Origin of the sequence: Mesorhizobium sp. B2-3-5 (genome assembly GCF_006442395.1) — a bacterium.
Lineage (GTDB): Bacteria > Pseudomonadota > Alphaproteobacteria > Rhizobiales > Rhizobiaceae > Mesorhizobium.
Map to the genome: position 1 here is coordinate 87032 of NZ_VFVX01000008.1, position 22545 is coordinate 109576.

23 protein-coding genes and 1 riboswitch are annotated in these 22545 nt (G+C 62.7%); of the genes, 11 read left to right on the forward strand and 12 right to left on the reverse strand.

The annotated features are described in order from the left end of the window. Positions 1–39: 39 nt before the first annotated feature. A riboswitch (SAM riboswitch) is annotated at positions 40–117 on the forward strand. Between the two features lie 90 nt (positions 118–207). The 4 genes from FJ958_RS12140 (at position 208) to FJ958_RS12155 (ending at position 3950) form a co-directional block, all read left to right on the forward strand. Then, entirely contained in the window at positions 208–1377 is a 1170-nt protein-coding gene (locus tag FJ958_RS12140; RefSeq protein WP_140742822.1) for a homoserine O-acetyltransferase, read from the forward strand. Positions 1378–1435: 58 nt separating this feature from the next. Next, positions 1436–2050: a methionine biosynthesis protein MetW gene (gene metW / locus FJ958_RS12145; RefSeq protein WP_140742824.1), complete on the forward strand. Its 615-nt coding sequence runs from the start codon at positions 1436–1438 to the stop codon at positions 2048–2050. Further along, positions 1999–2823: a Stf0 family sulfotransferase gene (locus tag FJ958_RS12150; RefSeq protein ID WP_140742826.1), complete on the forward strand. Its 825-nt coding sequence runs from the start codon at positions 1999–2001 to the stop codon at positions 2821–2823. Before metW ends, FJ958_RS12150 begins: the two co-directional genes overlap by 52 nt. A 134-nt stretch (positions 2824–2957) precedes the next feature. Next, a complete protein-coding gene (locus tag FJ958_RS12155; RefSeq protein WP_140742828.1) occupies positions 2958–3950 on the forward strand; it encodes a glycosyltransferase in 993 nt (330 codons plus the stop codon). Positions 3951–4011: 61 nt separating this feature from the next. Here the strand turns inward: FJ958_RS12155 and FJ958_RS12160 are convergent, their stop codons facing one another. After that, a complete protein-coding gene (locus FJ958_RS12160; RefSeq protein WP_140742830.1) occupies positions 4012–4332 on the reverse strand; it encodes a DUF1330 domain-containing protein in 321 nt (106 codons plus the stop codon). 376 nt (positions 4333–4708) lie between these two features. Here FJ958_RS12160 and FJ958_RS12165 point away from each other — a divergent pair, with 376 nt between their 5' ends. Further along, the gene (locus FJ958_RS12165; protein WP_140742832.1) at positions 4709–5644 is read left to right on the forward strand and encodes a glycosyltransferase family A protein; all 936 of its coding nucleotides are present in this window, start codon (positions 4709–4711) and stop codon (positions 5642–5644) included. A 92-nt stretch (positions 5645–5736) separates the two neighbouring features. Here FJ958_RS12165 and FJ958_RS12170 read toward each other — a convergent pair whose 3' ends face one another. Next, positions 5737–7563 carry an ABC transporter ATP-binding protein/permease gene (locus FJ958_RS12170; protein WP_140742834.1) on the reverse strand — a complete coding sequence of 609 codons (1827 nt, stop codon included), beginning with the start codon at positions 7561–7563 and terminating at the stop codon, positions 5737–5739. A 129-nt stretch (positions 7564–7692) separates the two neighbouring features. After that, complete coding sequence (locus FJ958_RS12175; RefSeq protein ID WP_140742836.1) at positions 7693–8481, reverse strand: methyltransferase domain-containing protein; 789 nt, start codon at positions 8479–8481, stop codon at positions 7693–7695. Between the two features lie 139 nt (positions 8482–8620). Between FJ958_RS12175 and gloB the strand changes: the two genes are divergently transcribed. Beyond that, complete coding sequence (gloB, locus tag FJ958_RS12180) at positions 8621–9388, forward strand: hydroxyacylglutathione hydrolase (RefSeq protein WP_140742838.1); 768 nt, start codon at positions 8621–8623, stop codon at positions 9386–9388. Positions 9389–9512: 124 nt separating this feature from the next. Continuing rightward, positions 9513–9953 (forward strand): cupin domain-containing protein, encoded by a 441-nt coding sequence (locus tag FJ958_RS12185; RefSeq protein ID WP_140742840.1) that lies wholly within the window; start codon positions 9513–9515, stop codon positions 9951–9953. Here FJ958_RS12185 and FJ958_RS12190 read toward each other — a convergent pair. The 3 genes from FJ958_RS12190 to FJ958_RS12200 are packed head-to-tail and all read right to left on the reverse strand — an operon-like array spanning position 9950 to position 12408. Continuing rightward, positions 9950–10624: a lysoplasmalogenase gene (locus FJ958_RS12190; protein WP_140742842.1), complete on the reverse strand. Its 675-nt coding sequence runs from the start codon at positions 10622–10624 to the stop codon at positions 9950–9952. The two genes, FJ958_RS12185 and FJ958_RS12190, sit on opposite strands and share 4 nt — an antisense overlap. After that, entirely contained in the window at positions 10621–11577 is a 957-nt protein-coding gene (locus FJ958_RS12195) for an EamA family transporter (protein ID WP_140742844.1), read from the reverse strand. The genes FJ958_RS12190 and FJ958_RS12195 overlap by 4 nt, the downstream gene beginning before the upstream one ends. 42 nt (positions 11578–11619) lie before the next feature. Next, complete coding sequence (locus FJ958_RS12200) at positions 11620–12408, reverse strand: DUF3108 domain-containing protein (protein WP_140742846.1); 789 nt, start codon at positions 12406–12408, stop codon at positions 11620–11622. Between the two features lie 259 nt (positions 12409–12667). Between FJ958_RS12200 and rpmB the strand changes: the two genes are divergently transcribed. The 3 genes from rpmB to FJ958_RS12215 all read left to right on the forward strand — a co-directional run bounded on the left by rpmB (position 12668) and on the right by FJ958_RS12215 (position 14586). Beyond that, positions 12668–12964 (forward strand): 50S ribosomal protein L28, encoded by a 297-nt coding sequence (rpmB, locus tag FJ958_RS12205; RefSeq protein WP_140500766.1) that lies wholly within the window; start codon positions 12668–12670, stop codon positions 12962–12964. Positions 12965–13126: 162 nt separating this feature from the next. Next, positions 13127–13807 (forward strand): queuosine precursor transporter, encoded by a 681-nt coding sequence (locus FJ958_RS12210; protein WP_140742848.1) that lies wholly within the window; start codon positions 13127–13129, stop codon positions 13805–13807. Positions 13808–13887: 80 nt separating this feature from the next. Further along, entirely contained in the window at positions 13888–14586 is a 699-nt protein-coding gene (locus tag FJ958_RS12215) for a spermidine synthase (RefSeq protein ID WP_140742850.1), read from the forward strand. Between the two features lie 6 nt (positions 14587–14592). Here FJ958_RS12215 and FJ958_RS12220 read toward each other — a convergent pair whose 3' ends face one another. From FJ958_RS12220 to FJ958_RS12240, 4 genes are all read right to left on the reverse strand, one after another. Beyond that, complete coding sequence (locus tag FJ958_RS12220; protein WP_140742852.1) at positions 14593–15609, reverse strand: esterase-like activity of phytase family protein; 1017 nt, start codon at positions 15607–15609, stop codon at positions 14593–14595. A gap of 196 nt (positions 15610–15805) precedes the next feature. After that, positions 15806–17704, reverse strand: a complete 1899-nt coding sequence (gene cobT / locus FJ958_RS12230; protein WP_140742869.1) for a cobaltochelatase subunit CobT — start codon at positions 17702–17704, stop codon at positions 15806–15808. Between the two features lie 11 nt (positions 17705–17715). Next, positions 17716–18702 (reverse strand): cobaltochelatase subunit CobS, encoded by a 987-nt coding sequence (gene cobS, locus FJ958_RS12235; RefSeq protein ID WP_056576002.1) that lies wholly within the window; start codon positions 18700–18702, stop codon positions 17716–17718. A gap of 123 nt (positions 18703–18825) precedes the next feature. Continuing rightward, positions 18826–19455 (reverse strand): J domain-containing protein, encoded by a 630-nt coding sequence (locus tag FJ958_RS12240; RefSeq protein ID WP_140742871.1) that lies wholly within the window; start codon positions 19453–19455, stop codon positions 18826–18828. A 178-nt stretch (positions 19456–19633) separates the two neighbouring features. On the opposite strand from FJ958_RS12240, the gene FJ958_RS12245 reads away from it, so the two are divergent. Beyond that, positions 19634–19936, forward strand: a complete 303-nt coding sequence (locus tag FJ958_RS12245; RefSeq protein WP_140742873.1) for a BolA family protein — start codon at positions 19634–19636, stop codon at positions 19934–19936. A 41-nt stretch (positions 19937–19977) separates the two neighbouring features. Here the strand turns inward: FJ958_RS12245 and FJ958_RS12250 are convergent, their stop codons facing one another. Both FJ958_RS12250 and FJ958_RS12255 read right to left on the reverse strand, forming a co-directional pair. Continuing rightward, positions 19978–21531 carry an acetolactate synthase large subunit gene (locus tag FJ958_RS12250; protein ID WP_140742875.1) on the reverse strand — a complete coding sequence of 518 codons (1554 nt, stop codon included), beginning with the start codon at positions 21529–21531 and terminating at the stop codon, positions 19978–19980. 184 nt (positions 21532–21715) lie between these two features. After that, positions 21716–22516: an alpha/beta hydrolase gene (locus FJ958_RS12255; protein WP_140742877.1), complete on the reverse strand. Its 801-nt coding sequence runs from the start codon at positions 22514–22516 to the stop codon at positions 21716–21718. Positions 22517–22545: the final 29 nt, after the last annotated feature.

A 22545-nucleotide genomic window follows, 5' to 3' on the forward strand; every position in this document is an offset into this window, starting at 1 on the left:
CCGGCATTGACGGCAAGGCGGGCGAGTTCTAGAACAGCAGCGAACTTCCGTGGTGATTTGGCCGGTCGGCTTGCAGCCACGTTAAACAATTCGCTAAAGGGCCGTTTGCGTGACGTAACCGGCTTGCGAAGGCAATGCCGGTTTTTTGTTGTCCGTGACCGGCCGGACGAACGCATCGGCGGCGCTCGGTGCAGCAAGAGAGACGTGATGGCCGCTCAGCGCGCAGGAAAGACCAACAACGAGGCCGACCAGCCGTCGAGCCCGGTGTTGCGTTTCGGGCCCGACAAGCCGCTCAAGCTCGACGCCGGCACGCTGCTGTCGCCGTTCCAGATCGCCTACCAGACCTATGGCACGCTCAACGATGCCCGCTCCAATGCCATCCTTGTCTGCCATGCGCTGACCGGCGACCAGCATGTCGCCAACACCAATCCGGTGACCGGCAAACCGGGCTGGTGGGAAGTGCTGATCGGCCCCGGCAAGATCATCGACACCAACCGTTTCTTCGTCATCTGTTCCAACGTCATCGGCGGCTGCCTTGGTTCCACCGGCCCGGCTTCGACCAATCCCGCCACCGGGAAACCCTATGGGCTCGACCTGCCGGTCATCACCATTCGCGACATGGTGCGTGCGCAGCAGATGCTGATCGACCATTTCGGTATCGAGAAATTGTTCTGCGTGCTTGGCGGCTCGATGGGCGGCATGCAGGTGCTGGAATGGGCGTCGAGCTATCCCGAGCGCGTCTTTGCAGCGCTGCCGATCGCCACCGGCGCCCGCCATTCCTCGCAGAATATCGCCTTTCACGAGGTTGGCCGCCAAGCCGTCATGGCCGATCCGGAGTGGCATGGCGGCAAATATTTCGACTATGGCAAGCGCCCGGAAAAGGGGCTGGCGGTGGCGCGCATGGCCGCCCACATCACCTATCTCTCGGAAGCCGCCCTGCACCGAAAATTCGGCCGCAACCTGCAGGATCGAGAAGCGCTGACCTTCGGCTTCGATGCCGACTTCCAGATCGAAAGCTATCTGCGCCACCAGGGCATGACCTTCGTCGATCGCTTCGATGCCAATTCCTATCTCTATATGACCCGGTCGATGGATTATTTCGACATCGCCGCCGACCATGGCGGCAGGCTGGCGGACGCCTTCGCCGGCACCAAGACCCGCTTCTGCCTGGTGTCCTTCACGTCAGACTGGCTGTTTCCGACCGAGGAGAGCCGCTCCATCGTGCACGCGCTCAACGCAGCCGGCGCCTCGGTGTCCTTCGTCGAGATCGAGACCGATCGCGGCCATGACGCCTTCCTGCTCGACGAGCCGGAACTGTTCGCGGCCATCAACGGCTTCATAGGCTCGGCGGCGCGCGCCAGGGGGCTGAGCGCATGACCCAGGAGAATTGCGGGCTTGTCCGTCCGGGATCTTGCGCCGCACAGGAGGCGACTTCATGAGCGTCAACGGCAGCCAGCGTGTCGACCTGGAGGTCGTCGCCAACCTCATCCCACCCCAGTCCCGCGTGCTCGACGTCGGATCAGGCGACGGCTCATTGCTCGAATTGCTGCAGGACACCAAGCAGGTCGACGGCCGCGGGCTGGAGCTGTCGCAGCGCGGCGTCAACGAATGCGTGGCGCGCGGCCTCTCGGTCATCCAGGGCGATGCCGACAAGGACCTCGAATTCTATCCCGACAAGGGCTTTGACTTCGTCGTTTTGTCGCAGACCCTGCAGGCCACCCGCAACCCGAAGCTGGTGCTCGACGAACTGCTCAGGATCGGCAACCGGGCGATCGTGTCTTTCCCCAATTTCGGCCATTGGCGGGTACGCCTGTCGCTGTTCGTCAAGGGCCGCATGCCGGTGACCAAGGACCTGCCCTATTCCTGGTACGACACGCCCAACATCCATTTCTGCACCATCCGCGACTTCGTCAATCTGTGCGAGGAGCTTGGCGCGACGGTGGAAAAGGCAACCGCGCTCGACGCCAACGGTCAAAGGATCGGCCTGTCGATGCCCTGGTGGTTCTGGAATTTCTTTGGCCAACAAGCAGTATTTTTGCTCAGACGCTAGTTTCGTTCGCCATGCACCTCATTCGCAAACGCGCCTTTCCAGTTAAAGTACCGCCCGAAGTCCTGTCAGGAATAAAGGCTGGAATCCTTGTCTGCACTTCACCGCGCAGCGGCAGCAACCATCTTGCGGAGTTGATGTTGGCCGCCGGGCTTGGCTATCCTCGGGAGTGGTTTGGTGGCCGCCGCGTTCTCGAACTGCCAAACTATCCTAGCGATCCCCGCGCTCAGGTTTTGCGCGCATTGACAGACGGGCGATCGCCTTCTGGAATCTATGCGGTCAAGCTGTTTGCGAGTCAGTTTTCGGAAGTCGCCAAGATCGTCGATCTCCCTGCCAGCCTCCCAGAACTGCGCTACATTCGCTTGACCCGCAGCGATCTCCTCGGACAGGCAATCTCTTGGACGCGCGCGCGTCAGACCGGCCAGTTCCGCTCTACTGAAGCCGGTCAGAAAGCGCCCTATTATGACGGTGCCGCCATCGCACGGTCGCTCGATAAACTTGCCTCGGAGAATCTCGTTTGGGAGCTTTGGTTTGCAAGGAACGGGGTGACTCCCTTGTCTTTGACATATGAGGAGCTCTTCCAGAAACCAAAGGCCACGCTTGAGCAAATTGCCGGTCTGGTTGATGCCAAGATTACCAGTGGCGACGCGATCGATCTTGATTCGGGCCTTGAAATTCAACGGGACACCGTGAATGCAGAATGGAGAGAGCGCTTTTTGTTGCAGTATTCAGACCCGTCAAGATTCCCCACCGACCGCATTCGAGGTTTCTTTTGACGGCTCATTTCGGTTTCGATCTGGTCGCTGGGCGATATACAAAAAGGCCCTGTCGTTTTAGATTGAAATTGCCGTTTCCGGCGGGCTCGGACAATTCTTGCCACATCGACACTACCAATTGAATTTGTATAGAAATGATTGAACCGGACACAACATATTCAATCGTCGTCGAAATGGAAAACGCCAAGTCCATAGACTGGGACGAGATCGGCGTTGGGCTGAAAGCATTGGCGCGCGAAATTGCGGCTGTTTCAGCAAACGGGCTTGGGTGGCCAACCGTTGTTATTTCTCACAGTGGGGCAATGTCGGATTCAAACGCGTTGCGCCATGAAATCGCGGCTGAAGCACCGGAACTAGGCCAGGTTGCCGACCTTGTCTTCACCGCTTTCCCGGGAGGTCGATATTACGACCTGAAGAACAACGGCATGCTGGCAACGCATGGAAATGTGGTCATCTTCACCGATTCCGACGTCGTCGCCGAATCAGGCTGGCTGTCAGGCTTGCTTGAGCCGTTCGCCGATCCTGAAATCATCTGTGTAAATGGGTACACGTATCTTTCACATGATGATTTCTTTTCAAGAACATTTGCCTTGATCTGGTTTTTCCCGATGGCTCGTGGGGACAAGCGTTTCGCCTCGAAACGAGCAATCAACGCCAACAATGTTGGCTTTCGGCGCGAATGGATCTTCGACCATCCCTTTCCAAGACACAATGGCTTCAAGGTTTCGTGCACTTTGCTGATGCACAAACTGCTCCGTGAGGGCCATAAAATTCACAACGTAAACGCTCGCGTCTACCACTACTCACCGCGCGGATGGCGGTTCTTTTACTGGCGTGCCTTGGTCACGGGCCGTGACGCCGACCGGAAATTCACAGAGCTCAAATCGCCCAGCCGCACACAACGGGTCGTCAAGTCCTTTAGCCGATGGGCGACCATGTCGTGGCGCACGACACGACGGATCATTGGCCATGCCCGCGAGGCCGGAATGCCGCTTTGGCAAATTCCATTTTCTCTGATTGTTGGCCAGGCATTTTATGTCCTGGTGTTCTGGGGCCAGTTCAGTCTTGCCACAGGTCTGGTCAGTGACGACATCGAAGTCGTGCCTGACTATGTCGGACACAGCTAGGGTCCTTTCGCGATTGGTTCGAACTCCCGCTTCAAACATCCAATTGTTTAGGACCGCTCCATCACCGCAGAACATCCGTGGCCTTGTGTGGATTTTCGACGCCGTTAGCGAACACCACGTCGGATTGAGAATTGTCGGTGCGCAGCGACAGTATCGCCTGGTAGGCGGGCGAGCGGTACCAGCCGCGCGCATGTTGCCTATCGGGAAACTCGATGATGATGAGGTTGCCCGGCCAGTCGTTCTCGACCACCTCCACATCGCCGCCATGGATCAGGAACCGGCCCTCGAAAGGCTCCAGCGTGGCATCGATCCTGTGCAGATACTCGACGATCCGCGGCCCCATCTTGACCTGGCGCATATGGGCAACGGCGTAGCCGGTCATGACATAACTCCCTCTGGTCGAGGCCAGCGACCGGCCTTCCAAGGGCCAATCTGCCCAAACATCGGCGGCGATGCGATTACCTCCGACGTCATGGAGAATAGAGGCGATCCGCGTCAGGCAGCGCCATCTTCGCTTCGGCGGTTCGCAAACATGGCGGGCGGCGATGGTGTTGCACTTGAAGCGCTCGGCACGGAATTCGTCACTCCTCGTGGATTGAGCCTCGCTGCGATGGGGTGACATGCGCGGCTGGTTTTTGTACCCTTCGAACGAATACGAAGAGGATCACGGAAGGGGGACGTCCGATCCATTTGACCATCCTGAAGATCGAAGGAACTGGCAGGACGCGCATTTTTGCGCTGGAACCGGCTGACGCGGCATGACCGGGAAGATGGAATACTCTCCCCTCATCACGGTCATCACGCCGACCCACAACCGGCGCGAAACGGTGTTGCGTGCCGTGGAAAGCGTGCTTTCCCAGAGCATGCCGAAGCTTGAGCATATCGTCGTCGACGATGGTTCCACCGATGGCACGGAGGAGACGCTGGCCCGCATCAGCGATCCGCGGCTGATCTATGTCGGCGCGAAATGGCGAGGCGCGAACGCCGCGAGGAATGCCGGAATCGAGCGTGCGCGGGCACCGGTGGTGACATTCCTTGATTCGGACGACGTCTACCTGCCGCATCGGCTTGAGTGCACCCTGGCCCGGTTCGATGAGGATCCGGCGCTCGAAGTGCTGATCAGCTCATATGTTTCCGTGAAGAGCGGCCGCGCCACCAACTGCGTCAACCCCGAGGCCTTCGTGAGCCCCATGATGCTCGAGCGGACGCTTGTGGCGCAGACGATCTTCCTCGCCGGTTCCGCGATAACCGCCCGCCGCGAGGCCTTGCTGGCAATCGGCGGCTACGACAGCGACATTACCAGGATGCAGGACCGGGAGTTGCTGCTGCGCTTGGCGCGGCGGTGCGGCGCGCAATTGTCCAGGGATATCGACTGGACGAAATACAATTCGCAGAATTCGATTTCGCGCCGCCGCGGCGGCTATGTCGAAGCCTATGCGAACCTGATGGGCAAGCATCCGTATATCGCCCACGCCTATCCGCACATCCCGCCTTACATGGTTTCGCGGCAGATCATTGCCGATGTTCTCAGGGGCCGGATACCGGAGGCCTTCGAGGGCTACATGGCCAACCGCTCGTCGAAGGCGCTTGGCTATTCGCTGCCGGAGCTGATCAATGGTTATGTCTGTGGCCGGCGTTGGCGCCGCGATCTCTATAATGAGTTTCGCGACACGTTTGGCGCCCGGCCTGCCTGATCGCCTCTCGCCCAAAAGGGGCCAGCGGACTTTGGGGCAACGGCATGCACAACGAGTCCCCGCGACCCTACCGGTCAAGTTCCCAAGGCAGTCTACTTCTTGCGGCGGGTGGCGACAGGCGGCGGTTCGATGGCGCCAGCCCTGACGCGGGCAGGCTTCAGCGCAGGCGCGCCGGAATCCTTCACAATTGCCAAGCCGCGCGGAAAGAACTGATTGTTGTGCTGGCCGCGCCCGATGTTAAGGATGGCCGCTTCCGGCAAATGCTTTTCCAGCACCGACAACACTCGCCTCAACGTGGGGCCATCGAACGCGTCCATCGCTTCGTCAATGATCACCCATTTCGGTTTGCGCAAGGCGAGCCTTGCGAAGGCAAGCGAACGCTGTTCGTCATCGCCCAGCTCACGCTCCCAGCGGGCCGACCGATCCAGCGAAGACGACAGTCGTCCGAGACCGACTTCGGCAAGCACCGCCGAAATCTCGGCATCGCTGGCCGGAGCAACCCCGTTTGGATGATCGAGGACCTCGCGCAGCGTGCCAGCCGGGAAATACGGGACGCGCGGCACGAAGATGGGGGCTTCTCCTGCCGGCATGCCGATCTTCCCGCTTCCCCAAGGCCACAGGCCGGCAATGGCACGGAAGAACAGCGTCTTGCCGGCGCCCGGCTCGCCGGTGATCATCACACGCTCGCCGGTTCGGATTTCGACATGCTGGTCGGCAAGCTTGGCGCATCCTTCCGGCGAGGCCACCTGGAGGTTCTCGAAAGTCATGCTGCCATTCGCGTTCTCACTGAAGGTGATGCGTTTTTCCGTGCCATGCAGCGCATCGGTCTCGACGAGCGCGATGCGGAAGTCGGCGACGCGCATCAGCGTGGCGCGCCAGTCCGCGATGCTGCCGATGTTGTTGATGAACCACCGCAACGAGGAGTGGACCTGGTTGAAGGCCCCTACCGCCATCATCAGCCCGCCGAAGCTGATGTCGCCGGAGAAATAGACTGGCGAGGCGACGAGGATCGGCGCCACCACGGTGATCCAGCCATAGGTGTCGGTCACCCAGGATAGGTTGATCTGGGCGGTATAGATGCGCCGCATGGCGCCCAGAACCGTGCCAAGGTCGAGTTCGAGCCGCCGCTTGGCGTCGGCCTCGCCATGGTACAGGGCGATGGCATCGACATTCTCGTTGACGCGCACCATAGAGGAGCGCAGCTCCGCTTCCCTTGTGTACCGGTCGCTGTTGAGACGGATCAGCGGTCGCCCGACCAGCCAGCTCAGCCAGGAGGCGGTGCCGGCATAGAGGAACGCGGCCCAGACCATGTAGCCCGGTATGGCCAGCGACCAGCCGTTGATGTGGAACACAAAGCCCGAAGACAGCTCCCACAGCACGCCAACGAAGGACACCAGCAGGATGAGCGACTGTAGCAGGCCGACGCCGAGATCCGTCGACAGATCGGAAAGATGCGCCGCATCCTGCTGCATGCGCTGGTCGGGATTGACCCCGATGGCGCCGGCATTGGCCAGCCGGAAGGCGCGCGCCGGCCGCATCCACTGGTCGATCAGGTCCAGCGTCAGCGCCTCGCGCAGCTTCAGCCGGATCATCTGGTTGAGCCACGTCTGGCCGATATTGAACACCAGAAGCCCGCCAGCGATCATTGCGAAGACAAGAAGCTGGTGCAGAAAGGCCGCCATGTCCCTGCGCGCCAGCGCGTCGTAGAAAGGCTGGTTCCAGCGATTGAGTAGCACCTGGCCGACCGATGTCGCGATGATGACGGCCATGATGCCGACCGAAGTCCACAGCAGCCACTTGCGAACCGGCGATCCCACCAGCGCCTGCTTGATCGTCGTCACCTGATCCCGCAGGCTGCTGGTTTCGACGGCCGCAACCACCGGCCGGGAGTGGACAGCGTTGTCTGGTTGATCAGCCATACCCAATGTCCTTGCGTTCAGAAGCGATGCTGAAACCAGATGAAGAAAAACGAAGACATCCGAATATCGACCAGGGTGCGCGTTGATCACGACAGATAGGTCGGGAAAGGGCGCGCGTTTCCACCATGATCACGAAGGTTTCACCCGGCGAGCCGGCGACGCCGCACCCTCCGCGCCGGCCCGGCGGCCAAGCCGCGTCGCGCCATGCGGCGACAGCACCGGCACGAAGACGCGGCGAGATGCGCGCTGGACCACCGGCACGCCCTGATAGAGCCGCTTCTGCGCCTCGACGACGATGACGCCGGAAAAGATCGGCCACAGCCGCCGACCGACGCGCTCCAGCACATTGTGGAAGCGCATCATGAAGTGCCGCCGCGACGGCGGGAAGAACAGCGCATCCGACCAGGCCGCGGGCGTGAAATTCGCCTCACGCAGCAATTCCGTCAGCTGTCCGCGTGAGAAAGGCCGTCCATTGCCGAACGGCGTATGCTCGAAGCGCGCCCAGACACCGCGCCGGTTGGGCACGACGATGACGACGCGGCCCGCCGGCGACAGCACCCGCCATATCTCATTCAGCGTCTCGCGCGGATTCTCGACATGTTCGAGCGAATGGACGAGCAGCATGCGGTCGATGCAGGAATCGACCAGCGGCAGTTCCTCGTCGAAGACCAGGGCCGTCGCCGTCGGCCCCGTCGCCGGCCAGACCACGGCGCCCTGCGTCGCCGGCATGAAGGCGAAGACCCGTTCGGCATCGACGCCGAAACGCTCCAGCCAGGGCAAGGTATAGCCGAGGCCGACCAGCCGTTCGTTGGGCACGGTGGCCCATATGGACGACAGCGCCATGGTGATCGAGCGCTCGGCGAACCGGCCGAGCGTTGTCGAATAGAAGGAACGGAGATCGACGATGTCGGAATGCATTTCAGGGATGTAGCCGTGATATCGGCCGGATTCAACAAGAGGCCGGAGGCGTCTGGGATCGCGGACTTTGTTCGGTGCTTCCCACATGACATCGGCGCGCCGGCGCCCTATGTCTGCGGCAACAAGATGGAGAGATGCGATGGCGGTCGAAATCGAACAGTTCATGTGCCGCACCGACAATTTTGGTGTTCTGGTGCATGATCCCGAAAGCGGACAGACGGCGATCATCGACGCGCCCGAGGAAGCGCCGATCCTGGCAGCGATCAAGCGCACCGGCTGGACGCCGACGATGATCCTGACTACCCATCACCATCTCGATCATGTCGACGCCAATCTGGCGTTGAAGGAGCGCTTCAAGCTGCGCATCGTCGGCCCGGAAGCGGAAAAGGCCAAGATCCCCGGCATCGACGAAACGGTCGAAGAGGGTTCCGTGCTTCATCTCGGCGATGAACGCATCGAAGTGATCGCCACCCCAGGCCACACCGCCGGCCACGTCTCCTATTACCTGCCGGCATCGAAGGTGGCGTTCACAGCCGACACGCTGTTTGCGCTGGGTTGCGGGCGGCTGTTCGAATGCAAGCCGCCGGTGATGTACGAATCGCTAAAGAAACTTGCCGCACTTCCTGCTGCCACCGTTATCTATTGCGGCCACGAATACACCCTCGCCAACGCCCGTTTCGCGCTGACCGTCGACCCGACCAATTCGGCCTTGAGGGAGCGTGCCGCCCGGATCGAGGCGCTGCGGGTCGACAACAAGCCGACACTGCCGACCACGATCGGCGAGGAACTGTCGACCAATCCTTTCCTCCGCTGGCACGATCCGGCGATTCGTAAGCATCTCGGCATGGAAAGGGCTGGGGATGCCGAAGTGTTCGCCGAGATTCGCAAACGTAAGGACAATTTCTGAGCGCCATGCTATGCATGCCGCCCAAAAATGACCTCGGTTTTGGGAAACGACATGCATAAAAAACAACGAACTAAAGCGTGCCGCATCGGTCCGTCTCAACGCGGCGCGCTTTAGCCTTCGACAGATGAACAGCTCAGCGGAAATCATCGCGACGCTCGGACTGAAGCCGCATCCGGAGGGTGGCTGGTACACGCAGACCTTTCGCGATGAAGCCGGCGGTGCGCGCGGCCATTCGACCGCCATCTATTTCCTGCTGGAGCAGCATCAGGTTTCGGCCTGGCATCGGGTCAGGGACGCCGCCGAGGTCTGGCATTTCCATGCCGGCGCGCCGCTGGCATTGTCGATGTGGGAAGAAGGCAGCCCGAGGGACAACCAGGTGATCGAGCAGGTTCTCGGCATCGACCTCGCGGCGGGTGAACGGCCGCAGATCGTCGTGCCGGCGGGCTGGTGGCAATCGGCGCGCAGCCTGGGCGAATGGACCCTGGTCGGCTGCACGGTTGCGCCGGGCTTTGATTTCGCCGCCTTCGAACTGGCCGAACCGGGCTGGCAGCCGAAGCCAATTTAGCCCAGCAGGAACCCGAGGGTGATCGCCAGTTGGGCGGCATAGTATAAAACCCAGACGGCAAAACGCATCCAGGCGCGATGCGGCGAGATGGCTGCAACCAGGAATTTTTCCGTGGCGAGCAGCCCGTCCGATGCCATGAACAGCACGGCGCCGCCAATCACCCAGGCGTTGCCTGTCGTCAGCGCCGCCATGCCCATCGCCAGGATTGCCGCGACATAGACGGCGATCGGAAGACGCAGGCCGGGACCGACGCGGCGCCAGAGCGCGGCCAGCATGACGATCGCGAACACCGCCATTGCCAGTGCGGTCGCGCCCCGCCAGGATTCGGCGCCAAGCACATCCAGCCCGCCGCCGCTGCGCAGGAACAGCACGATGTAGACGATGTGGGCGACGAGAAAACTCGCCAACCCGCCGAGAAACGGCTTTTCGCCATCGCGCGACAGGAAGGCATCGCCCGCCGCGCTGAGCGCAAGCGCGTAGACCAGCATCAGCGGGCCGCCCTGCATTGCGGCGAGCACGGCAAGCATGGCGACGGCGAGCGTCTTTGCCGCCGAGCGGGCGAGCGTCGGCGACGTGCCTGATGTGAAGGCGTAGATCACCGCCGCCACCAGTGAGAAGATCAGCGTCGCATTGGCATTGGCGTCGATGCCGCCGGCAAACGGCATCGTCATGCCCCGGCTCCGCCTTCGGATGCCCGGGCTCCGCCTTCTGATGCCCCAGTTCCGCTTTCAGATACCTTGGCTCCGCTCTCGGCCGCCGCCGGCTTGCGCAGGAACAGCGATTTTGCCGCCAGGGCCGCGCCACCGGTGATCAGCACGCAGGCGGCGAGGATGCGCAGCGACGGCTCGGCGACGCCGGCCGCGATCAGCACCAGCGTCGACAGCAGCGGCGCCGCATAGCTTGCCGCACCTAGCACCTGGATGTTGCCGCGCTTGACGCCGATGTCCCAGGCGTAGAAGGCCGCGCCCACCGGCATCAGGCCGAGCCCAAGCACGGCCAGCCACTGGCCGGCGCCGTCCGGCAGCACCGTCTGTTCCAGCGCCAGATGGCACACGAGCGACAGTACGGCGGTCGCCGCGCAGAACCAGGTGACGATGCTGGTCGGCACCGAGGGAAAACGCCGCGACAGGAGCGAATAGGACGACCACAGCACCGCGCAGACGGCGGCCATGGTATAGCCGAATGTGTAGCGCGCATCGAAGGCAAGGCCACCGCTTTTGGTGACGATGAGCACCGTGCCGGCAAGGCCGAGCAGCGCGCCGACGACATGGTTCCAGGCCAGTTTCTCGCCCGGCATCAGCGCCGAACCGAGCACGATCAGCAGCGGCCACAGATAGGCGATCAGGCTTGCCTCCACCGCCGGTGCGTTGCGCAGCGCCGTGAAATAGAAGAAGTGGTAGCCGAACAGGCCGGCAATGCCGATCAGCCAGACCTGCGGCGGTATCTTCCGGCTCTTGTCGGCGGCTGGCATGAACAGCCGAGCGACAAACCCGACCCCGGTGCCGATAGAGAATGTGATCGCCGACAGAAGAAACGGCGGCACCTTGCCGGACGCGTCGGTAAGCAATGCCAGCAGCGCCCACATGGCGACCGCCGAAAAGCCGATCAGTGTAGCGCGCGCCATTTCCTCTCCCGTGGCGCGCCCTCTTCCGTCGTGAGAGCGTGCCTATTGTACCGCTTCGAAACGCCTGGCGCTGATGGTCAAGGTGCCGATCTGCGTTCCAACCGTGGCGTGGATCGGCGCATATACCCCGGTTTGGCCGAGTGGCGCAAACGTCACCATCATCCGGCTTTTATCCTTGAGATAGTTGAGCGCCTTGCGACCCTTGCGGTAGCCCGCCACCGGCTCGAAACCCATCCGGCAGGTAACGGTGTCGCCCTTGTAGCCCGGCACCGAGATCGTTCCTTTCGACGCGTAGCTGAGCGTCAGGTTGGCGCGCATCTCGCCGTCGTAAAGCCTCACGGTGCGGCCGCAGACCTTGTCGAGACTGTCGGCATGGATGACGGTCGCGGCCATCGGGTCCAGCACCGATGCCAGATCGCCGGCCCCGAGCGGCACCCAGCTCTTGGGGTCGCGCTTGCCAGGTGCCGGGATGACCTGCGTCGAGGTCACGTTGCCATTGGCGAAGCGGATGTCGATCGCGGACACCTTCTTGCCGGAGGTGTAGTCGGCGCGGAACGCCTGCGGCACCATCTTCTGGCCCGAAATCGTGCCTTTGGACGAGATCGTGCCGCGCGTGTCGTCGAACAGCCTGGCCAGACCCGCCGCCGAGACGCTGCCGTTGATCGAATAGACGCCGTTCTCATAGCGGCTGGAAAAGGTCGATCTCGCAATCGACAGGCCGAGGAACGAGACCGTGTACTCGCCCTTGAAAGACTGCGGCGAAGCGGCGGACGCAGCCGATGGCAAGGCGGTGGCAAGCATGGCGGCAAGGGCGGAAGACGAACGAAGCATGGCGGGATCGGTCCTCGATCTTTTCGGCCGGAGGCGGGCAACTCCGGCTTGGCATGTCCCTATGGGACCGCTTATAGGGTGAATTCCGGCCTTAATGTGAAATGCATGCCGCATGGGCGAAGGACCGGAGCTTGACGCATTGGCGAAATGCAACTATGGAACGCCAACTTTTTCCATAAGGCCGCCTGACCAGAACCGCGCGCCACCCGGCGTGGGCACAAAGGTTTGGCAGGTCACGAGAGAACTGAAGGTTAGAACCATGTCCCGCACCTGCGAACTCACTGCCAAGGCAGTCCAGACCGGCAACAATGTGAGCCACGCCAACAACAAGACCAAGCGTCGCTTCCTGCCGAACCTCGTCAACGTGACGCTGATCTCGGAAGCGCTGAACCAGAATGTGCGCCTGCGCATCTCGGCCAACGCGCTGCGTTCGGTCGAACATCGCGGCGGCCTCGATGCCTTCCTGGCCAAGGCCGACGTCAAGGAACTGTCGCAGCGCGCGCGTCTCCTGAAGAAGCAGATCGCCAAGAAGCTGGCCGAGCAGGCCGCCGCCTGACATCGATTAAAGGCGGGGGACGACCGCCCCGGCCAACCACTTGTTGGCCTTGGGCATCGGAACGAAATCCGCAAGGGTTCTGCAATCCGATGCTCAACTACGAAGCGAGCGATGCCCGCTTGGGCCTGATGCTCCGCTGGTTCCATTACCCAGGATAAAAAAATGTCTTCCTTCTCGCGATATCTGCCCTTCGTGGCCGCCATGGCGCTTGTCGTCGTGGCATCGAACATCCTCGTGCAGTTCCCCATGCAGGGCCAGATCGGCGGCCTGTCGCTGGCTGACCTGCTCACCTGGGGCGCTTTCACCTATCCCTTCTCCTTCCTGGTCACCGACCTTGCCAACCGCCGCTACGGGCCTGCGGTAGCGCGCAGGATCGTCTTTGTCGGCTTCATGACGGCGGTGGTCTGCTCCATCCTTGTGCCGCCCTTCCTGTTCCGCCACGGCTTCATCGAATTCGAGACCGCCGCCGACCGGCTGGTGCGCATCGCGGCCGCTTCCGGCGCGGCGTTCCTCTCCGCGCAATTGCTCGATGTCACCGTGTTCAACCGGCTGCGCCGGCAGAGCTGGTGGCGGGCGCCGATCGTCGGCACGCTGGTCGGCTCGGTGTTCGACACCATGGTCTTCTTCACCGTCGCATTCTCGGCCGCTTTCGCCTTTGCTGGCCCCAACGATAGTTTTGCGCTCGAGACGGCGCCGCTGATGGGGGTCTTCCATGTCGAGGCCATGCGCTGGGTTTCCTGGGCGCTCGGCGACCTCAGCGTGAAGCTGATCATCGCAGTGGTGGCGCTCATACCCTACCGGCTGCTCGCCGCCCGCTGGAGCCAGCCGGCGGTCGCGGTTTAAGAAATGATCCCGAACCGAAAGTCCGCGTCAGCGAAACTTGGCGTCCGGTTTTCGGAAAAGATCATGATCAGACAAAGCCAATGATCCCCTGGGTCCAGCTCGATGCGACTAAGACCCCGGATGGTGCGCAGGAGCTTCGCCTCAAGCGGCGTGGCGCCGAATTCTCGATCATGCTCGGCACCAACGAGCTGATGAACAGCCGGCTGAGCGGCTCCGAGGAGGCGTTGGCACAACTCTCCTGCTCCAGGATTGCCGGTCATCGGCGGCCGCGAATACTGATCGGCGGGCTCGGCATGGGGTTTACCTTGCGCGCCGCGCTTGCCGAGCTGCCCGATGATGCCGAAATCACTGTCGCGGAACTGGTGCCGGCTGTCGTCGCCTGGGCGCGCGGCCCGATGGCCGAAATGTTTGGCGGCTGTCTCGACGACCCTCGCGTCACCATCCAGGAGACCGATGTCGGGCAACTGATACGCTCTAAACCTGCAGCCTGGGACGCGATCCTGCTCGATGTCGACAATGGCCCCGAAGGCATCGTCCACAAGGGCAATGACGCCCTCTACAGCCTGGCAGGCCTCGGCATCGCCCGCACCGCCCTCAAGCCGGGCGGCGTGTTGGCGGTGTGGTCGCAGGGGCCGGACCCTGGCTTCACGCGGCGGCTGAAGCAGGCAGGCTTCACGATCGAGGAGGTCAACACGCGCGCCAACGGCAAGCGTGGCGCGCGTCATGTCATCTGGATCGCGACCAATGGTCTGCGTATGGCCAACGAGCGCATGCCGTAACCAACCTCAATCCTGGTGCAGGATGAATTCCAGATAGAGGTTGCGCTGCAGGATCGAGTGGTTGTCGTCGGAGATCAGCGACACCATCAACGCGCCGTCATCGCGGGTCCACACGTCGAGCCCTTCCATATTGTCGATCTGGTAGCCCATGTCGGCTTCCAAAAGCACCGGCCCGTCGGCGATGGCACCCTTTTCCACGCTCTCGCCATGGATGCGTCGCAGCCGCATCTTGAGGCCACCCGCCATGGTAAAACTGCGCTCCAGCAGCAACAGGTCGCCATCCGGCAGGAAGGCGCCATCGGTGATGTCGAAATTATCGTTGCGCTTGACGGTGAAGACACCCTTGTGCGGCCCTCCGATGATGGCGGCATAGATGTTGCCTGATTTGTCGAGGCTTTGCTCAGAGACCACGACCAGACCGCCCTGGTGTTGGCCGTTAGCATTGGCATGGGCGACGGTTTCGAAGCCGCGGTTCTGCCGCAACTCTTGGGCCGGAACCAGGAAATCCAGCTGTTTGAATGGCGCCTTCATATCGCTGGGGTCGATGTTGAACTGGGCGACGCGATGATTGCGCTCGAAACCGACGGTGGCGATGCCGTCCTGGACCGCGAGGCCTTCTGCATCGACTTCCCATTTCTCGTCGATTGGCTGGCCGCTCTGGTCGACCATCTGCTGCAAACGGAAGTTCTGGACGCCCACGGGCCGTCTGTCGGCGTCGCGGGCCACCGTACCGAGGAACCAGTAACCGGTGTCGGCCACGCCGATGAAATCGCCCCCTGCTTTCAGGAAGCGGAACGCTGACAGCCCCCCGAAATCGCGCGATGGCGAGATCAGTTCCAACCCGCCGACGAATTCGAGCGGACCGAACTGTTTCTCGTCATGTCCTATTCTGAACTGGCTTATTGGTCTTGCCGAGACCGCGACCGGCTCGACTGGACTCGAGCCGAAGGCGATCGCAGGCACGATTGCCAAAAGTGCCGCAATGCCCAGGGCGAGGATGCGCAGGTTAGCGCCGGCCCTCATTCGCCTGCCGGCACCTTCTCCGCGTATAGTGACGGGGAGAAGGGGGCTGACCGCGCCCCCGGCACCCTTCTTACAGCACTGGCGATTGGCGAAATACCAGGCGACGGCCTCTTTCTCCCCGTCACTATACGGGGAGAAATGTCCGGCAGGACAATGAGGGGCAGCGCCGACATTTCAGGCATACGATCGCCCGTCGTCATCCGGCGCGCCGGATGCCGCCGCGCCGCGTGTCGCGCGCGCTTTCCTCGGCAAACAGCGAGGCCAGTTGCTCGGTCATGGCGCCGGCCAGTTCCTCGGCATCGACGATGGTGACGGCACGCCTGTAATAGCGCGTGACGTCATGGCCGATCCCGATGGCCAGCAATTCCACCGGCGAGCGCGTCTCGATCAGTTCGATGACAGCGCGCAAATGGCGCTCGAGATAATTGCCCGGATTGACCGACAGCGTCGAATCGTCGACCGGCGCGCCGTCCGAGATCATCATCAGGATCTTGCGCTGTTCGGGCCGTGCGATCAGGCGGTTGTGCGCCCACAGCAGCGCCTCGCCGTCGATGTTTTCCTTGAGCAGGCCTTCGCGCATCATCAGGCCGAGATTGCGCCGCGCCCGCCGCCACGGATGGTCCGCCGATTTGTAGATGATGTGGCGCAGATCGTTGAGGCGGCCCGGGTTCGGCGGCTTGCCGTCCTTCAGCCACTTCTCGCGCGCCTGTCCGCCCTTCCAGGCCCGTGTGGTGAAGCCGAGGATCTCGACCGAGACGCCGCAACGTTCCAGCGTGCGTGCCAGAATGTCGGCGCAGGTAGCGGCGACAGTGATCGGCCGGCCGCGCATGGACCCCGAATTGTCGAGCACCAGCGTCACCACCGTGTCGCGGAACTTGGTGTCGCGCTCCTGCTTGAAGGACAGCGGCTGCATCGGATCGATGACGACGCGCACCAGCCGCGCCGGGTCGAGATAGCCTTCTTCCAGGTCGAAATCCCACGACCGGTTCTGCTGCGCCATCAGGCGGCGCTGCAGGCGGTTGGCGAGCCGGCCGACGACGCCCGACAGATTGGCAAGCTGCTTGTCGAGGAAGGCGCGGAGCCGGTCGAGTTCTTCCTCCTCGCAAAGCTCCTCGGCGCCGACCGTCTCGTCGAAAGCGGTGGTGAAGACCTTGTAGTCGATTTCCTTCGGCAGGTTGGTGAAGGGATTGTCGTTGCGCCGCGCCTCGCCGGGCGTCTCGGCATCGGCATCATCATCGTCGGACAGATCGTCGGCGGTGGCGTCGGAGGCTTCCGTCTCGGCCGACTGCTCGTCATCGGCGGACGCCTCGGCATCCTCGGACTGCGATTGCTCGGAGCCGGAATCGTCCTCGCCGCCCTCCTCGCTCTGCTCCTCGCCTTGCGGCTGGTTGTCGTCATTGTCCTCGGAGTCTTCCGTCTCCTGGTCGTCGCCGAGTTCCTCGGCCATCTCCATGGAGGCGAGCATATCGCGCACGACCCGGGCAAAGGCTTGCTGGTCGTCCAGCTTGGCCGAAAGCCCGTCGAGATCAGCCTTTGCCTTATCCTCGACCCAGGGCCGCCAGAGTTCGACCAGCCGCTCGCCGCTCTTCGGGATCGGACGGCCGGTCAGCTTCTCGCGCACCATGAGCGCAAGCGCTTCCTCGATCGGCGCGTCGGCCTTGTCCTTGACGTCGACGAGGTTGGCCTTGGCGTATTTGTCCTCCAGCATCGAGCCGATATTGTCGGCGACGCCCTGCATGGCGCGACTGCCGATCGCCTCGACGCGGGCCTGTTCGACCGCGTCGTAGATCGCACGGGCCGCCTTGCCTTCCGGCGCCAGCCTGGTGTGGATGCGCACATCATGGCAGGCGCGCTTCAGCGCCATGGAATCGCCAAGCCCGCGGGTGATGGCGATATCGGTCTTCGACGCCTTCTTCGGCAACTCTGGCAGGCGCGCGCGGCTGCCGGCGAGCGCCGGCCTGTCCTTGGCGAAGCCGACTTCCATGTCCTTGTCGCCGGCAATGGCGCGCATGCAGACGGTGACGGCGCGCTTGAAGCTGTCGGCTTCAGACCCCGTCTTCGACTTGTTGCGCGTGTTGTCGCCCGGACCCGCCATCGAGGCTCTGCTTAGCCCAGCACCACGTTGGCAGCACTCTCCGGCAGATCCTCGCCGAAGGCGCGCTGGTAGAACTCGGCTACTACCGACCGCTCGAGTTCGTCGCATTTGTTGAGGAAGGTCAGCCGGAAGGCCATGCCGATATTGCCGAAGATCTCGGCATTCTCGGCCCAGGTGATGACGGTACGCGGGCTCATCACGGTCGAGAGATCGCCGTTGATGAAGGCCGAGCGCGTCATGTCGGCGACGCGCACCATCTTGTTGACGATATCCTTGCCCTTGCCGTCGCGATAGTGCTTGGCCTTGGCCAGTACGATGTTCACTTCATTGTCGTGCGGCAGGTAGTTGAGCGTGGTGACGATTGACCAGCGGTCCATCTGCGCCTGGTTGATCTGCTGCGTGCCGTGATAGAGGCCGGTGGTGTCGCCCAGGCCAACCGTGTTGGCGGTCGAAAACAGCCGGAACGCCGGGTGGGGGCGGATGACCCGGCTCTGGTCGAGCAGCGTCAGCCGGCCCGACGATTCCAGCACGCGCTGGATGACGAACATCACGTCCGGACGGCCGGCGTCATATTCGTCGAAGCAGAGCGCGACATTGTGCTGGTAGGCCCAGGGCAGGATGCCGTCGCGGAACTCGGTGACCTGCAGCCCGTCCTTGACGACGATCGCGTCCTTGCCGACGAGATCGATACGGCTGACGTGGCTGTCGAGGTTGACGCGCACGCAGGGCCAGTTGAGGCGCGCCGCGACCTGCTCGATATGGGTCGACTTGCCCGTGCCGTGATAGCCCGAGACCATGACCCGGCGGTTATAGGCGAAGCCGGCGAGGATCGCCAACGTCGTCGCCTTGTCGAACAGATAGTCGGGATCGACATCGGGCACATGCTCGCTGGTGACCGAATAGGCTGGCACCACCATCTTGGAGTCGAAGCCGAATTTCTCCTTCACCGACACCGTCGTGTCGGGCAGGTTGGCGATGTCGCGATCGACCTTGTTCATATCTCTCAACGTCTCCACGGGCGAAACGTCCCGTTTCGCCGGCAATCGATTTTGTTCGGGGGCGGTCTTAAAGCCTTTTCCACCCTTATGAAAGTTGGAAAACGACACAAACCATAGGGTCGCTCAGCACAGGCCCGCCTGTTTGAGCACGCGATAGGCCTGCAGCACATCGCGGAACCGGTCTTCCGAACCTCTGTCGCCGCCATTCGCATCCGGATGGTGACGCTTCACCAGTTCCTTATAGCGCGCCTTGATATCCTTGCCAGTCGCCTTTGTATCAAGGCCAAGCGTTTCCAGCGCCTTGGCCTCAAGCGGCTTGGCCTTGCGCTCGCGCGCCTCGCGCGGATCCTTCGGTCCCTTGAACAGGTCGAACGGGTCGCGCATGCGGTTGTAGTAGCCGGCACGGCCGGAGCGCATCTGCGCCATATCGGGCGACGAACGCGTCGAGGCGCCGTTGATGCCCATTTTCCAGGTCGGCCGGTGGCCGGTCATCGCCTCCTTCTGGAAACGCGCCACCTCGGTGTCCGGCACACCGGAGAAGTAGTTGAAGCCCTTGTTGTACTCGCGCACGTGGTCGAAGCAGAAGCGGAAATATTCGCCCTCCTTCATGCGCCCGACCGGCGCGCGATGGGTGCCCGGCTCCTTGCAGCCATCCCATTGGCAGACCGGCGAGTGCGACTTCACCTCCGCGTCCTTCTCCTGGCGGATGCGAATCTTCTCGAAATATTTGGGATACGGCTTCATCTCACCCATTTATGGGGCGTTCGCAGATGCGAAACAAGAATTGACATTTTCTCGATGATCGCCCTAACCGCTGAATCGCGGCTTAAAAGCGGACGAACGATCCATTTTGTTCAAACGATCTATTTGTTGAAGCGTTGCAGCGGCCCCAGGCTGACGCACCAGCCATATGTGGTGAAGGGAGATGGCGATGTCCATACAGGCGACCATGGACGACAAGCTCAACAAGGCATTTTCGCCCGAGCGGCTGGTCATCATCAACGAAAGCCATCTCCATGCCGGCCATCACCATCATGGCTCCGACCATCACGGCGCCTATGACGGCACCGGCGAGACGCATTTTCGCGTCCGCGTCGTCGCGTCCGCCTTTGCCGGCATGAGCCGCATCGACCGCCACCGCGCCGTCAACGAACTGCTTGCCGAGGAATTGAAGGCCGGTGTGCATGCGCTGGCGATCGAACCGGCGGCTCCCGGCGAAAAGACCCGCTGGTAGGTCGTTCAGCCGGCGACCTACGGCTCGCCTTTCGCAAACGGTCAGATCAGCGCTTCGATGAGGAACGGACCGCGCCGCGACAAGGCGCTGTCCAGCAGCGCGTCGAACCGCTCGCATGTGTCGGCGCGCGCCGCCTCCACGCCCATGCCTTTAGCCAGCGAAACCCAGTCCAGCGCGGGCTGGTCGAGGTCGAGCATGCGCCTGGCATTCTCGCCGATGGCATTCACGCCGACATTGCGCATCTCGCCATGCAGGATCGCGTAGGTTCGGTTCGAAAAGACGATCGTCACCACGTCGAGATTTTCCCGCGCCTGCGTCCACAGGCCCTGCACCGTGTACATGCCGCTGCCGTCGGCTTCGAGATTGATCACCTTGCGGTCGGGACAGGCGATCGCGGCTCCGGTCGCCATCGGAATGCCGCCGCCGATCGATCCGCCCGTGCCCATCATGTAATCGTGCGGCGCCGCGAATGCCGACAGCGCGAAGAAACGGCGCGCCGAGGTAACCGCCTCATCGCAGACGATTGCGTTGTCCGGCAGCTTGCGCGCCACCGACAGCGCGATGGCATCGTCCGTCAGCGTGCCGCTCGGCGCTGCCTCCTCCGGAAAGGCGGTCGCGAACATCGTCTGCCGCGACGGCCTGACGCCGAGTTCATCACCCAGTGCCTCCAGCGCCGCGTGCAGATCATCGCCATGGGTGGCCAACGTCAGCACCTGGCAGTCTTCGCGCACAAGCCGTCCGGGCTTTCCCGGATAGGCGAAGAAGGCGACCGGCTCTCGCGCGCCGACCAGCACCAAAACGTCGATATCCCTCAGCAATGCCGTCGCCGCATCGATTGGATAGGGAATGCGTGTCGGCGCCACGCGCCCACGCCCGCGTTGCATCCGCGCGATCAGCACCTCGCTGAACAGACGGACATCGCAAGCTGTAGATATCTGGCCCGCGAGTTCTAGCGCATCGGCCCGTGCGGCCCGCCCGCGAACGATCATGCCGACGCGGCCTGGAGCGCTCCGGATCGCGGCGGCGACCTTGCGCACGGCGTCCATGTTTACGGCCGGCGGCGGCGGAAGGACGACCTTGCCCGACGGGGCCAGGGCAGCGTCGCCCCAGGCAGCATCAGCCGGCAGGATCAGCGTCGTGACCCCCGGCGGCGTCAGCGAGGCGCGAAAGGCCGCCTCCGTCGCCGGCTGGACATCGGCCGGCCCTTCGATGCGGCGAACCCATTTGGACATCGGCGCCGCAAGGCCTTCGATGTCGCTGGTGAGCGGCGCGTCGAGCGGCAGGTGATAGGAAGCATGGTCACCGACGATGTTGATCATCGGGCTGAACGCACGCCGGGCATTGTGCATATTGGCCAGCCCATTGGCGAGGCCCGGGCCTGTGTGCAGCAGCGTCGCGGCGGGACGATCGGTCATGCGCGCATAGCCGTCGGCGGCACCGGTCACGACGCCCTCGAACAGTCCGAGCACGCAGCGCATTTCAGGCTTGCGGTCGAGCGCGGCCACAAAATGCATCTCGGAGGTGCCGGGATTGGCGAAGCAGACCGTCACATCATTGGCCAGCAGCACGTCGCACAGGACATCGGCACCGTTCATGCAATTTTCTCCCGCTCACGATCGAGGAGCAATTCCAGGAAACGCGTGAAGCGGTTTTCCGTCCGGAGCTGCGTCAAGACAACAGATAGCGCAATTGCACCCACGGATGTCGGCGCGGCAATATCCCGCCGCCGCTTTTGGCATGATCCAGTGACAGAGGGGGGCGGACGGAAATCGGCAGGGATCAGCCGACCGTCGATTTCAGGAACGCCAGCGCGGCGGCGGTCAACGCGTCGCCGTCTTCGCCGAAATCGCGGTTGATCGACATATGCGTGTAGGCGCTGCCGTCGAACAGCGTCACTTGCGTGCCCGTGGCGCGCAGGCGCTCGGCGAAAGCCTTGGAGTCCCGGTCACGGCCCTCGGCGCGGGAGTAGGCAATGAAGGTCGGCGGATGCTTGCGGCCGTCGACATAGCTGGCCGGCGACAATGCCGCCCATTGCGAGGGATCGGAAAAGACCCGGGCATAGGCCCGCACCATGCCGCCGTTTTTCTGGAGCGCCGCAAGATCATAGGCCCTGGTGTCGTCGAGGATGAGCGCCGCCACGCCAGGCAATCCGCCGCGCATGCCGGTCAAGGCAATCAGATGGCAGCCGGCCGAATGACCCATGCCGACGATGCGGTTGGGATCGCCGCCAAGCCGGGCGATGTTGGCCCTGACATAGGCATAGGCCTTTTCGACGTCGCCGGCCTGGGTCGCGACATCGGCTTGCGGCAGCATGCGGTAGTCGATCGAGACGAAGCAGAACCCATTGGCGAGCAGGAAGGCCGGCTTGGCGTTCACCTGCGTACGTTTGCCGAACTGCCAGGTGCCGCCATGGACGAAAAAGACGACCGGCAAGCCCCTGGCGCCATCGGGCGCATAGATGTCGAGCTTGGCCGGCCCGTAGTCGAAGGTCCTTGGCACCGGGCCGCGCAACGCGGCCGACCCGCGCCGTGGCAGCATCGTCGCCATCGAAGCCAGGACAAATCTTCGTCGGTCAATCATTCATGTTCCCGCCATCTCTCCTGTTCCTG

Excerpts from the sequence above, each read along its gene's own strand:
- FJ958_RS12140 (WP_140742822.1), top strand. The coding sequence starts at position 208 with ATGGCCGCTCAGCGCGCAGGAAAGACCAACAACGAGGCCGACCAGCCG.
- metW (WP_140742824.1), top strand. The coding sequence starts at position 1,436 with ATGAGCGTCAACGGCAGCCAGCGTGTCGACCTGGAGGTCGTCGCCAAC.
- FJ958_RS12155 (WP_140742828.1), top strand. The coding sequence starts at position 2,958 with ATGATTGAACCGGACACAACATATTCAATCGTCGTCGAAATGGAAAAC.
- FJ958_RS12160 (WP_140742830.1), bottom strand. The coding sequence starts at position 4,332 with ATGACCGGCTACGCCGTTGCCCATATGCGCCAGGTCAAGATGGGGCCG.
- FJ958_RS12165 (WP_140742832.1), top strand. The coding sequence starts at position 4,709 with ATGACCGGGAAGATGGAATACTCTCCCCTCATCACGGTCATCACGCCG.
- FJ958_RS12170 (WP_140742834.1), bottom strand. The coding sequence starts at position 7,563 with ATGGCTGATCAACCAGACAACGCTGTCCACTCCCGGCCGGTGGTTGCG.
- FJ958_RS12175 (WP_140742836.1), bottom strand. The coding sequence starts at position 8,481 with ATGCATTCCGACATCGTCGATCTCCGTTCCTTCTATTCGACAACGCTC.
- gloB (WP_140742838.1), top strand. The coding sequence starts at position 8,621 with ATGGCGGTCGAAATCGAACAGTTCATGTGCCGCACCGACAATTTTGGT.
- FJ958_RS12185 (WP_140742840.1), top strand. The coding sequence starts at position 9,513 with ATGAACAGCTCAGCGGAAATCATCGCGACGCTCGGACTGAAGCCGCAT.
- FJ958_RS12190 (WP_140742842.1), bottom strand. The coding sequence starts at position 10,624 with ATGACGATGCCGTTTGCCGGCGGCATCGACGCCAATGCCAATGCGACG.
- FJ958_RS12195 (WP_140742844.1), bottom strand. The coding sequence starts at position 11,577 with ATGGCGCGCGCTACACTGATCGGCTTTTCGGCGGTCGCCATGTGGGCG.
- FJ958_RS12200 (WP_140742846.1), bottom strand. The coding sequence starts at position 12,408 with ATGCTTCGTTCGTCTTCCGCCCTTGCCGCCATGCTTGCCACCGCCTTG.
- rpmB (WP_140500766.1), top strand. The coding sequence starts at position 12,668 with ATGTCCCGCACCTGCGAACTCACTGCCAAGGCAGTCCAGACCGGCAAC.
- FJ958_RS12210 (WP_140742848.1), top strand. The coding sequence starts at position 13,127 with ATGTCTTCCTTCTCGCGATATCTGCCCTTCGTGGCCGCCATGGCGCTT.
- FJ958_RS12215 (WP_140742850.1), top strand. The coding sequence starts at position 13,888 with ATGATCCCCTGGGTCCAGCTCGATGCGACTAAGACCCCGGATGGTGCG.
- FJ958_RS12220 (WP_140742852.1), bottom strand. The coding sequence starts at position 15,609 with ATGAGGGCCGGCGCTAACCTGCGCATCCTCGCCCTGGGCATTGCGGCA.
- cobT (WP_140742869.1), bottom strand. The coding sequence starts at position 17,704 with ATGGCGGGTCCGGGCGACAACACGCGCAACAAGTCGAAGACGGGGTCT.
- cobS (WP_056576002.1), bottom strand. The coding sequence starts at position 18,702 with ATGAACAAGGTCGATCGCGACATCGCCAACCTGCCCGACACGACGGTG.
- FJ958_RS12240 (WP_140742871.1), bottom strand. The coding sequence starts at position 19,455 with ATGGGTGAGATGAAGCCGTATCCCAAATATTTCGAGAAGATTCGCATC.
- FJ958_RS12245 (WP_140742873.1), top strand. The coding sequence starts at position 19,634 with ATGTCCATACAGGCGACCATGGACGACAAGCTCAACAAGGCATTTTCG.
- FJ958_RS12250 (WP_140742875.1), bottom strand. The coding sequence starts at position 21,531 with ATGAACGGTGCCGATGTCCTGTGCGACGTGCTGCTGGCCAATGATGTG.
- FJ958_RS12255 (WP_140742877.1), bottom strand. The coding sequence starts at position 22,516 with ATGATTGACCGACGAAGATTTGTCCTGGCTTCGATGGCGACGATGCTG.